This is a genomic window from Streptomyces sp. NPDC092045 (assembly GCF_044756005.1).
Classification (GTDB): Bacteria; Actinomycetota; Actinomycetes; order Streptomycetales; family Streptomycetaceae; genus Streptomyces.
The window spans coordinates 413,243-423,900 of record NZ_JBIVSC010000004.1 but is presented as its reverse complement, the minus strand read 5'-3'; the positions used below and the strand labels follow the sequence as shown (position 1 = coordinate 423,900).

Here is a 10,658-nt window from a genome sequence, read left to right as displayed (position 1 = left end):
CCCACCGCTTCACCGTCCGCGCCCGCGACGCCCCCCGCAACACCACCCCCCCCCGCCCCCCCCGCCCCCCCCCCCCCCCCCCCCCCCCCCCCGCGCCCCCGCCCCCCCCCCCCCCCCCCCGGGCGGCCCCCCCCCGGCCCGGGCCGTGTGCTGTCCCTGCGAACCGATCCGGATACTTACGGTGCCGAGTGACCGACAGGCCCGTCCTTCGTTCACCCGTACGGGGGAAAACCCCTCCGTACGGAGGGACACAGATCGGATCGACAGAGGTGTACGCGATGGCCCCACCGGACAACGACGTGCTCTGGGCGCGTTCCCTGCACTGCACCCTGGGCGGCACGGAGGCCCTCAGCGGCGTCTCCCTCGGCGTCCGCGAGGGCGAGATCCTCGCCCTGACCGGTCCCCGGGGCAGCGGCAAGACCACCCTCCTGCGCTGTCTCTCCGGCCAGCTCGTCCCCCGGGAGGGCGAGGTCTGGTTCAACAGCGGCCCCGTGCACACCCTGGCCCCCGCCCAGCGCGAACGGCTCCGCCGCGAGCGCTTCGGCTGGATCGGTCCCGAGCCCGACCTCGTCCCCGAACTCACCGGCTGGGAGAACACCGCCCTGCCCCTGCTGCTGCGCGGGGTCTCCCGCCGCGCCGCGAAGACCACCGCCCTGGAGTGGCTGGACCGGCTCGACGCCGGGGCCTGCGCCCGCAAGCGCCCGGGCGCCCTCACCCGGGCGCAGGGCCAGCGGATCGCCGTCGCCCGCGCCCTCGTCACCACTCCCCCGGTGCTCTTCGCCGACGAGCCCACCGCCTCCCTGCACCGCGCCGACGGCGCCCAGGTGCTGCGCACCCTGACGGCCGCCGCCCGCTCGCACGGCATCACCGTGGTCCTCGCCACCCACGACGCCGAGGTCGCGGCGCTCGCCGACCGGACGGTCGCGCTCCTCGACGGGCGCCGGACCGGCACCGTACCCCCGGCGACCGGGGCGGAGGGCGTCGCCGCGTGCTCGCTCTCCGTCTGACCCGGGGCACCCACCCCCTCGTCCTGGCGCGCCGGCTGCTCGTCGCCGCCGCGTCCGCCGGGGTGGGCTTCCTCCTGCTCTGCACCCTCGGCCACGCCCTCGGACACCCGGAACAGGCCTCGGCGCTCCGGCTCCTCTGGTGCGTCCTGCCGCTCGCCGCCACCGTCCAGTTCGCGGTCGCGGTGGCCCGGACCGACCCCAGCACCCGGCCGCGCCCCGGACTCTCCGCGATCGGCGTCGGACCGGCCCGGCTCACCCTGCTCGCCGCCGCCTCGACGGCCGTCACCTGCGCGCTCGGCTCGGCGGTCGCGCTCCTGCTCTACCTGCACCTGCGCGGCGACCTCACGGGCCTGCCCTTCGACGGGGCGGCCTCCGGACTGCTCGCCGGCGACCAGCCGGTGCCGCTCGCGGCCGTCCTCACCCTGCTCGCGGTCGTCCCCGTGACCGCCTCCGCGGCCGCGGCCCTGGCCCTGCGCCCGCGCCCCGCGCCACCCGTGGAGGACGTCGGGGACGAGGGCATGCCGTCCGGACTTCCGTGGGGCGTCGCCCTGGTCGCGATCGGCCTCGCGGTCGAGACGTACGCGGGCCGGGGCGGCGGCGGGGACGGCCTTCCGCTGCCGGGCCGGTTCGACGGCGGCCCGGCGGCCGTCCTGGTCGGCTGGGTCCTCACCGCGATCGGCCTCGCGACGGCGGGCCCCGCGCTCGTCCACGGCTGCGGGCGCCTCCTCCAGGCGGTCCGCCCGGGCGCCGTCCGGCTGCTCGCGGGCCGCGTCCTGATGGCCGAGTCCCGCCGCATCGGCCGGCCGCTCGGCGTGGTCTGCGCGGTGCTCTCCGGCCTGCTCGCGGCGGCCTCGCTGTACGGGTCGGACAAGGGCTCCGACGCCTTCGGGCCGCTCACCGGCCTGGGCGCCACCCTGATCCTGGCCTGCACCTGCGCCACGCTCCTGACCGCGGCCCTGGAGTCCCGGCAGGGCCGCGCGCCCGTCGCCGAGGCCCTCCTCCGCGTCGGCGCCCCGCCCGCGGCCCTCCGCACGGCGGCCCTCGTCCGCACCGGGACCCTGCTCGCCGTCTTCCTCCCGCTGACGTGGGCGGTGGCGGAACTGGCGGCGCTGCCGCTCAGGAGGTGACCCGGCCCCGTACCGGCGGCGGCGCCCCTCACGAGGTGACCCGGCCCCGTCCGGGTCCCGCGCTCACCTCCGCCAGAACAGGTGGTGCGTGACCGTGCCGCCCGGGCTGGGCACGACGTCGCGGTGGTAGCGGCCGAGGAGTTCGTCGGGCGACTCCCAGAGCCGCGATCCGGCGCCCAGCACCACCGGCGAGACGGCGACGTGCAGGGTGTCGACGAGATCCGCGTCGAGGAACGCGCGGAGGGTGGCCGCCCCGCCGCCGAGCCGCACGTCCTTGCCGTCCGCCGCCTCCCGCGCCGTCGCGAGGGCGGTGGCCGGGTCGGCGTCGAGGAAGTGGAACGTCGTGTCGCCGAGCACGATCGGGGGGCGCGGGTGGTGGGTCAGGACGAAGACCGGGGTGTGGAACGGCGGCTCGTCGCCCCACCAGCCGCGCCACTCGTGGTCCCGCCAGGGCCCGCGCTGGGGCCCGAACTTGTTGCGGCCCATGATCTCGGCGCCGATGTTCCGCCCGTAGTCCCGCGTCAGGTAGTCGTCGAGGCCCCGGCTGCCGCCGGGGTCGGTGCGCCGGGGCCAGCTCGCCGTGGCACCGGCCCAGGCGAACATCGCCTCCGGATCCGCGTGCCCGAAGGGCCGTTCCAGGCTCTGGCCCTCCCCGGCGCCGTAGCCGTCGGACGAGACGTTGAAGTTCTGGACCCTGAGCAGCTGCCCCATGGTGTTTCCTCCCGTGCGGTCGGCGGAGAGCGCCGTACGCGGCCGTATGCACAGGAGACTCCACCGGCGGGCGGAACTCATCGGTCCGGCCCGTGCCCTACGGCGTGTCGTCGCCCAGCACCACCACGTCCTCCGCCCGGAAGGCGATGCCCGTCCCCGCGCCCTCCTCCGGCGCGTCCCGCAGCGGGAGCTCGGCCTCCAGGGGCGGGCCGTCGGCCGGGCGGAGCCGTACGACGACGTGGCTGCCCCGGAAGGTCCGGGACTCCACCGTCCAGGCCGGCGCCTCCCCGGCGGGGACCGGACGCACGCCGCCGGGGCGCACCAGGAGCCGTCGCTCGCCCTGCGGGGAGCCCTCCGGCACCGGGACCCTCCCCCAGGCGGTCTCCGCGACCGTGCCGGAGACCCGGGCGGCCACCACGTTGTCGAAGCCGAGGAAGCGGGCGACGAACTCGGAGGCCGGGCGGCGCCACACCTCCACGGGCGTCCCCGACTGGGCGATCCGGCCGTCCCGCATGACCACGACCCGGTCGGCGAGCGCGAACGCCTCGCCCTGGTCGTGGGTGACGGCGAGGACCGTCGTCCCGAGCCGCCCGAAGAGCTGCCGCAGCTCCACCACGAGCCGCTCCCGCAGGCCCCGGTCGAGCTGGCCGAGCGGCTCGTCGAGCATGAGGAGCCGGGGCCGGGGCGCGAGCGCCCGGGCCAGCGCCACCCGCTGCTGCTCGCCGCCGGAGAGCGCGGCGACGGACCGCCGCTCGGCGCCCGGCAGGCCGACGAGGTCGAGCAGCTCCCGCACCCGCTCCGTCCGCTCGTCCCTCCCGTCCCCCCGCATCCGCAGGCCGAAGGCGACGTTGCCGCCGACGTCCCGCTGCGGGAAGAGCTGGTGGTCCTGGAACATCAGCCCGACGCCCCGCCGGTGCGTCGGCACCCCGGTCTGGTCGGCGCCGTCGAGGAGCACCCGGCCGCTGTCGAGCGGCCGGAGGCCCGCGACGGCCCGCAGCAGCGTGGACTTGCCGCTGCCGCTGGGGCCGAGCACGCACACGGTCTCGTGGTCGGCGACCTCCAGGTCCACGGCGTCGAGCACGGTCCGCGCCCCGAACCGCACGGTCGCCCCGTCGAGTCTCAGCATCAGAACTCCCCGGAGGTCCGGTCGGTGCGGAGCCGTTCGAGCAGCAGCAGGGACACCGCGCACACCACCATCAGAATCGTCGAGAGGGCCATCGCCTGGCCGTAGTTGAGCTCGCCGGGCCGGCCGAGCAGCCGGGCGACCGCGACCGGCAGCGTCGGGCTGTCGGGCCGGGCGATGAACACGGTCGCGCCGAACTCGCCGAGCGAGACCGCGAACGCGAATCCGGCCGCGATCAGCAGCGCCCGCCGCACCAGCGGCAGGTCCACCTCCCGCCAGGCCCGCCACGGCGAGGCGCCGAGCACGGCCGCCGCCTCCCGCAGCCGCTCGTCCACCGCGCGCAGGACCGGCAGCATCGTCCGCACGACGAAGGGGACGCCGACGAGGGCCTGCGCGAGGGGGACGAGGATCCAGCTCGCCCGCAGGTCGAGCGGCGGCTCGTCGAGCGTGATGAGGAAGCCGAAGCCGACGGTGACGGCGGAGACCCCGAGCGGCAGCATGAGCAGCGCGTCGAAGCCCCGGACGAGCCGTCCGGCCCGCCGGGTGAGGGCCGCCGCCGCGAGGCCGCCGATCACGACGGCGACGGCGGTGGCGGGCACCGCGTACCGCAGCGAGTTCCCGATCGCCTCCAGGGGTGGCACCAGGAAGGTCCCGCCCTCGTCGAGCGAGCCGAGCGCCCGGTAGTAGCCGAGCCCGTACCCTCCGGGGCCGGCGAACGACCGCTCCACGAGCACGCCGAGCGGCAGCAGGATCAGCAGCGCCACCGAGACGAGGACGCCGCCGAGCAGCGCCCACTGCCCGGCGCCGCGCGGCCGGCGCGCGGTCCGCTCGGGCGGTACGAGCCGCAGCGCGGTCTCCCGCCGCCGCACCGTCCACGCGTGCAGCCCGAGGATCGCGCCGACCGCGGCGAACTGCACGAGGGTGAGGACGGCCGCCGTCGGCAGGTCGAGCAGCCGGGCGGTCTGCCGGTAGATCTCCGCCTCCAGGGTCGTGTACGCGTCCCCGCCGAGGATCTGCACGACGCCGAAGGAGGTGAAGGTGAAGAGGAAGACCATCAGGGCCGCCGCCGACACGGCCGGGACGAGCGCGGGCAGCGTCACCGTCCGCCAGGCCGTGAGGCGCGAGGCGCCGAGGACCCGGGCGGCCTCCTCCTGGCGCGGGTCGAGCTGCGACCAGAGGCCGCCGACGGTCCGGACGACGACCGCGTAGTTGAAGAAGACGTGGGCGAGGAGGATCGCCCACACGCCGGTGTCGAGCCGCAGTCCCCACAGCTCGTCCGTGAGCCCGTTCCGGCCGACCAGGGCCAGGAACGCCGTGCCGACCAGGACCGTGGGCAGCACGAACGGCACCGTGACCACGGCCCGCAGGACGCTCTTGCCGGGGAAGTCGAAGCGGGCGAAGACGTAAGCGCCGGGCAGCGCGACGAGCAGGGTGAGGCCGGTGGAGGCGAGCGCCTGCCAGGCGGTGAAGCCGAGCACGTCCAGGATGTCCGGCCGGGACAGCACCTCGCCGATCCGGCCGAACCGCCAGTCGCCGCCGGGCCGCAGGCCCCGGTCCACGATGGACACGACGGGCCACGCGAAGAACACCGCGAAGAACGCGACGGGCAGGGCCATGAGCCCCAGCCGCGCCGCGTCCCCGCGCGGGTCGCGCCTTACTTCAGGACGAGCGACGACCACTGCTGGATCCACGCGTCGCGCTTCTCGGCGATCTTCCCGGGCTCCATCGTCTCCGGCTTCTCCACGACCACGCCGTGCTTCGTGAACAGCTCCGGCAGCACCGCGTCCTTCGCCACCGGGTTGACGAACATCTGGAGCGGCATGTCCTCCTGGAACTTCTTCGAGATCAGGAAGTCGATCAGCGCCTTGCCGCCCTCGGGGTTCTTCGCCCCGTTCAGCAGGCCCGCGAACTCCGTCTGCCGGAAGCAGGTGCCGGTGGAGACGCCGGTGGGCGCGACCTTCGGCTGCGGCTCGCCGTACAGCACCTCGACCGGCGGACTGGAGGCGTACGACACGACCAGCGGCCGGTCGCCCTTGGCCTGCTTGCCGCCGGCCGAACCGGAGAACTCCTGGTTGTAGGCGAGCTCCCAGCTGTCGACGGTCTTCACGCCGTTCGCCCTGAGCTTCGACCAGTACGCCTGCCAGCCGTCGTCCCCGTACTTCGCCGCCGTGCCGAGCAGGAAACCGAGCCCCGGGGAGGACCGCTCCGGGTTCTCGACCACGAGCAGGTCCTTGTACTCCGGCTTCGCCAGGTCGTCGAAGGTCACCGGCGGCGCCAGCTTCTTGTCGGCGAAGTACTTCTTGTCGTAGTTGACGCAGATGTCGCCGGAGTCGATCGGCGTCACCCGGTGCTCCTCGTCCAGGTGGTACTCCGCCGGAATCCGGTCGAGCCCCTTCGCCCGGTACCCGACGAAGATCCCGTTGTCGAGGGCGCGGGAGAGCAGGGTGTTGTCGACGCCGAAGAAGACGTCGCCCTGCGGGGAGCCCTTGGTCAGGATCTCCTTGTTGACGGCCTCGCCGGCGTCGCCGGCCTTGAGGACCTTGACGGTGAAACCGGTCTGCTTCGTGAACTCCGCCAGCACCTCCTTGGAGGCGTTGAACGAGTCGTGGCTCACGAGGGTCACGGTCTTCGGCGCGGGCGCGCCGGACTTGCCGGCGCCCTCGCGGACGTCATCGGTGCCGCAGGCGGCGAGGGCCGTGACGGCCAGCGCCGCGACGAGCGCGACGGCGGCCGTCTTCTTGGTGCTCACTGAGATTCCTCCTGGGGGTGACCAGGAAGAGACGCGGCCCTGCCCACGACCGGCGGACCGGACGCGGGCAGGGCGCAACAGCTCGAGTTACGACCGAACTTCCTACCCAGAATGACCTGGGCGAGGTTCAGAGGGTCTGCGGTCTGACGGACACCGCACTCTCAGCGCTGTGGCGCTCCCCTGTCGGAATATGGAGATGTGTTCGAGCTCAGGGTACAAGCTCAGCGCTCGGCGGCGGCCAGCTGTCCACAGGCACCGTCGATCTCCTGGCCCCGGGTGTCCCGCACGGTCACCGGCACGCCGTGGCGGGCGATGGCCTCCACGAACGCCTTCTCGTCCTCCGGACGCGACGCGGTCCACTTCGAACCGGGCGTCGGGTTCAGCGGGATCAGGTTGACGTGGACCCGCCGGCCCTTGAGCAGTCGGCCGAGCAGGTCGCCGCGCCAGGCCTGGTCGTTGATGTCCCGGATGAGGGCGTACTCGATGGAGATCCGGCGCCCGGACTTCTCCGCGTACTCCCAGGCCGCGTCGAGGACCTCCCGGACCTTCCAGCGGGTGTTGACGGGCACGAGGGTGTCGCGCAGCTCGTCGTCCGGGGCGTGCAGGGAGACCGCGAGGCGGCACTTGAAGCCCTCGTCGGCGAAGCGCAGCATCGCGGGCACGAGTCCGACGGTGGAGACGGTGATGCCGCGCTGGGACAGGCCCAGGCCGTCCGGCTCGGGATCGGTGAGGCGGCGGACGGCGCCGACGACCCGCTTGTAGTTGGCGAGCGGCTCGCCCATGCCCATGAACACGATGTTCGAAAGGCGGGCCGGGCCGCCGGGGACCTCGCCGTCGCGCAGGGCGCGCATGCCGTCCACGATCTGGTGCACGATCTCGGCGGTCGACAGGTTCCGGTCGAGACCGGCCTGCCCGGTCGCGCAGAACGGGCAGTTCATCCCGCAGCCGGCCTGCGAGGAGATGCACATGGTCACCCGGTCCGGGTAGCGCATGAGCACCGACTCCACGAGCGTGCCGTCGTGCAGCCGCCACAGGGTCTTGCGGGTGGTGTCGTCGTCGCACGAGATGTGCCGCACCACGGACATCAGGTCGGGCAGCAGCTCCCCGGCCAGCTTCTCCCGCGAGGCGGCCGGGATGTCGGTCCACTCGGCGGGGTCGTGCGCGTACCGCGCGAAGTAGTGCGTGGACAGCTGCTTGGCGCGGAAGGGCTTCTCGCCGATCGCGGCGACGGCCTCCTTCCGCTCGGCGGGCGTGAGGTCGGCCAGGTGCCGCGGCGGCTTCTTGGCTCCGCGGGGGGCGACGAAAGTGAGTTCTCCGGGCTTGGGCATGGTGCTACCAGTGTCGCAGAGATACGAAGAGGGGCCCGCCGTCCTGTGGACAACGGGCCCCTCGTACGAAGAAGCGCAGGTCAGCCGGTGCCGACGAACAGTGCGAGCAGCAGCCACACCACCGGAGCCGTCGGCAGCAGCGAGTCCAGCCGGTCCATGATGCCGCCGTGGCCGGGCAGCAGCGTGCCCATGTCCTTGATGCCCAGGTCACGCTTGATCATCGACTCGCCGAGGTCGCCGAGCGTCGCGCTCGCCGCCACCGCGAGACCGAGGATCAGGCCCTGCCACCAGGCCCCGTCGTCGATCATGAACTGCATGCACAGCGCGCCCGCCGCCATCGCGAACGTCACCGCGCCGACCAGGCCCTCGCGGGTCTTGCCGGGGCTGATCCTCGGCGCCAGCTTGTGCTTGCCGAAGCGCCAGCCGACCGCGTACGCCCCGGTGTCGCTGACCACCGTCAGGAGCAGGAAGGTCAGCACCCGCCACGGGCCGTCGTCCGCGGCGAGCAGCAGCGACACGAACGTCGCCAGGAACGGCACGTAGAACGCGGCGAACACGCCCGCCGTGACGTCCTTGAGATAGCCCTCGGGCGGCTCCGTCATGCGCCACACCAGGATCGCGAGCGCCGTCAGGGCCGTCGCGACCCAGGCGCCCTCGGCACCGCGCACGTAGCCGGCGACGACCATCGCCGCGCCGCCGACCGCGAGCGGCACCAGCGGCGCCTTGATCCGCTTGCGCTCCTGGAGCCGGGAGGTCAGCTCCCACAGCCCGACCACCACGGCGATCGCGACCACCCCGACGAAGGCCGCCTTCCAGATGAACAGCGAGGCGATGATGACGGCGCCGAGACCGACCCCGACCCCTATGGCCGCGCCCAGGTCGCGCCCCGCGCTCTTCTTCTGCCGTGGCGCCGGCGGCGCGGGCGGCGGAGGAGGCGGGGTGCGGCTGGACATGGGCTCCTGCGGGTGCTCGTGCGGGGTCTCGTCGCGGAACAGGGGACCGCTCGGATGAGCGGCCCCCCGGCCGTGACCGTCCTGGAATCCGTCGGCGGGAACGTCGGGCACGATGGGCATGGGGCGAGTCTGCGCCGCCGGGCGCCCCTCGTGGGCGGGACCCGCCGGGGCGGGCCCCTGGTGGGGTCCCCCGCGGCCGGAACCGGCCGGGGCATCCCAGGAAGAGTCGTTCATCAGACCTCGAGCAGCTCGGCTTCCTTGTGCTTGAGCAGCTCGTCCACCTGCGTGACGTACTTCGCGGTGGTGTCGTCGAGCTCCTTCTCCGCGCGACGGCCCTCGTCCTCGCCGACCTCGCCGTCCTTGACGAGCTTGTCGATGGACTCCTTGGCCTTGCGGCGCACCGAGCGGATCGAGATCTTCGAGTCCTCGGCCTTGCCCTTGGCGACCTTGATGTACTCGCGGCGGCGCTCCTCGGTCAGCTCGGGGAACACCACCCGGATGATGTTGCCGTCGTTGCTCGGGTTGACGCCGAGGTCCGAGTCGCGGATCGCCTGCTCGATGTTGCGCAGCGCGCTCTTGTCGAACGGGGTCACCACGGCCATCCGCGGCTCCGGGACGGAGAAGGAGGCCAGCTGGTTGATGGGGGTGATGGCGCCGTAGTAGTCCGCCACGATCTTGTTGAACATCGCCGGGTGCGCACGGCCGGTGCGGATCGCGGCGAAGTCCTCCTTGGCGACCACGACGGCCTTCTCCATCTTCTCCTCGGCCTCGAGGAGGGTCTCTTCGATCACCACTTGCTCCTGCGTGTCGTCGCGTTGTGTCCTGCACGGTGTACGACCGGCAGGGCTCTGTCCATCCCCTTGCGGGGCGGTTCCCGGTTCGGGTCAGGCCCGGGTGCCCTGGTCGCTCACGAGCGTGCCGATCTTCTCACCCTTCACCGCGCGCGCGATATTGCCCTCGGCGAGCAGTTCGAAGACGAGGATCGGGAGGTTGTTGTCCCGGCACAGGGTGACGGCGGTGGCGTCGGCGACCTTGAGGTCGCGGGCGATCACCTCGCCGTACTCGAGCGCGTCGAACTTGACCGCGTCGGGGTTCCGCTTCGGGTCGGAGTCGTACACGCCGTCGACGCCGTTCTTGCCCATGAGCAGGGCCTCGGCGTCGATCTCCAGGGCGCGCTGGGCGGCGGTGGTGTCCGTGGAGAAGTACGGCATGCCCATGCCCGCGCCGAAGATGACGACGCGGCCCTTCTCCAGGTGGCGCACGGCGCGCAGCGGGATGTACGGCTCGGCGACCTGGCCCATGGTGATGGCGGTCTGGACGCGGGAGTCGATGCCCTCCTTCTCCAGGAAGTCCTGGAGGGCGAGGCAGTTCATCACGGTGCCGAGCATGCCCATGTAGTCGGAGCGGGCCCGGTCCATGCCGCGCTGCTGGAGTTCGGCGCCGCGGAAGAAGTTGCCCCCGCCGATCACGATCGCGATCTCCGCGCCGTCGCGGACGACGGCCGCGATCTCACGCGCGATGGCGTGCACGACATCGGGGTCGACGCCCAGGCCGGTACCGCCGGAGAAGGCCTCTCCGGACAGCTTCAGCATGTAGCGGCCGGCCTTTTTGCCGTTGTTGTCGTCGCCCTGTACGGCGCCCTGATTCATGGAGCTCTCCT

General features: G+C 73.4%; 10 protein-coding genes and 1 riboswitch. Of the genes, 2 read left to right on the top strand and 8 right to left on the bottom strand.

Translation table 11 applies throughout. The annotated features are described in order from the left end of the window. The first annotated feature begins 278 nt into the window (after nt 1-278). Together ACIQKA_RS15370 and ACIQKA_RS15365 are read left to right on the top strand one after the other, a co-directional pair. A complete protein-coding gene (locus tag ACIQKA_RS15370) occupies nt 279-1,007 on the top strand; it encodes an ABC transporter ATP-binding protein (RefSeq protein WP_383157347.1) in 729 nt (242 codons plus the stop codon). After that, nucleotides 989-2,134, top strand: coding sequence for a hypothetical protein (locus ACIQKA_RS15365; RefSeq protein ID WP_402541210.1), 1,146 nt, complete (start codon nt 989-991; stop codon nt 2,132-2,134). The genes ACIQKA_RS15370 and ACIQKA_RS15365 overlap by 19 nt, the downstream gene beginning before the upstream one ends. A 63-nt stretch (nt 2,135-2,197) precedes the next feature. Here the strand turns inward: ACIQKA_RS15365 and ACIQKA_RS15360 are convergent, their stop codons facing one another. The 8 genes from ACIQKA_RS15360 to pyrH form a co-directional block, all read right to left on the bottom strand. After that, a complete protein-coding gene (locus ACIQKA_RS15360; RefSeq protein WP_383157351.1) occupies nt 2,198-2,845 on the bottom strand; it encodes a dihydrofolate reductase family protein in 648 nt (215 codons plus the stop codon). 97 nt (nt 2,846-2,942) lie between these two features. Next, complete coding sequence (locus tag ACIQKA_RS15355) at nt 2,943-3,971, bottom strand: ABC transporter ATP-binding protein (RefSeq protein WP_402541208.1); 1,029 nt, start codon at nt 3,969-3,971, stop codon at nt 2,943-2,945. Beyond that, entirely contained in the window at nt 3,971-5,584 is a 1,614-nt protein-coding gene (locus ACIQKA_RS15350) for an ABC transporter permease subunit (RefSeq protein ID WP_391095890.1), read from the bottom strand. The genes ACIQKA_RS15355 and ACIQKA_RS15350 overlap by 1 nt, the downstream gene beginning before the upstream one ends. A gap of 38 nt (nt 5,585-5,622) precedes the next feature. Next, nucleotides 5,623-6,717 carry a thiamine ABC transporter substrate binding subunit gene (locus ACIQKA_RS15345; RefSeq protein ID WP_383157355.1) on the bottom strand — a complete coding sequence of 365 codons (1,095 nt, stop codon included), beginning with the start codon at nt 6,715-6,717 and terminating at the stop codon, nt 5,623-5,625. Between the two features lie 81 nt (nt 6,718-6,798). Beyond that, nucleotides 6,799-6,909, bottom strand: a riboswitch (TPP riboswitch). Nucleotides 6,910-6,938: 29 nt separating this feature from the next. After that, nucleotides 6,939-8,045, bottom strand: a complete 1,107-nt coding sequence (gene rlmN, locus ACIQKA_RS15340; RefSeq protein ID WP_383157358.1) for a 23S rRNA (adenine(2503)-C(2))-methyltransferase RlmN — start codon at nt 8,043-8,045, stop codon at nt 6,939-6,941. An 80-nt stretch (nt 8,046-8,125) separates the two neighbouring features. Continuing rightward, nucleotides 8,126-9,232 (bottom strand): phosphatidate cytidylyltransferase, encoded by a 1,107-nt coding sequence (locus ACIQKA_RS15335; RefSeq protein WP_391095887.1) that lies wholly within the window; start codon nt 9,230-9,232, stop codon nt 8,126-8,128. After that, a complete protein-coding gene (gene frr / locus ACIQKA_RS15330) occupies nt 9,232-9,789 on the bottom strand; it encodes a ribosome recycling factor (RefSeq protein ID WP_053646719.1) in 558 nt (185 codons plus the stop codon). Before frr ends, ACIQKA_RS15335 begins: the two co-directional genes overlap by 1 nt. A 93-nt stretch (nt 9,790-9,882) precedes the next feature. Then, nucleotides 9,883-10,647, bottom strand: coding sequence for a UMP kinase (gene pyrH / locus ACIQKA_RS15325; protein ID WP_030217948.1), 765 nt, complete (start codon nt 10,645-10,647; stop codon nt 9,883-9,885). Between the last annotated feature and the right edge of the window lie 11 nt (nt 10,648-10,658).

Coding starts and splice junctions, on each gene's coding strand:
- ACIQKA_RS15370 (WP_383157347.1), top strand. CDS start 279: ATGGCCCCACCGGACAACGACGTGCTCTGGGCGCGTTCCCTGCACTGC.
- ACIQKA_RS15360 (WP_383157351.1), bottom strand. CDS start 2,845: ATGGGGCAGCTGCTCAGGGTCCAGAACTTCAACGTCTCGTCCGACGGC.
- ACIQKA_RS15355 (WP_402541208.1), bottom strand. CDS start 3,971: ATGCTGAGACTCGACGGGGCGACCGTGCGGTTCGGGGCGCGGACCGTG.
- ACIQKA_RS15350 (WP_391095890.1), bottom strand. CDS start 5,584: ATGGCCCTGCCCGTCGCGTTCTTCGCGGTGTTCTTCGCGTGGCCCGTC.
- rlmN (WP_383157358.1), bottom strand. CDS start 8,045: ATGCCCAAGCCCGGAGAACTCACTTTCGTCGCCCCCCGCGGAGCCAAG.
- ACIQKA_RS15335 (WP_391095887.1), bottom strand. CDS start 9,232: ATGAACGACTCTTCCTGGGATGCCCCGGCCGGTTCCGGCCGCGGGGGA.
- pyrH (WP_030217948.1), bottom strand. CDS start 10,647: ATGAATCAGGGCGCCGTACAGGGCGACGACAACAACGGCAAAAAGGCC.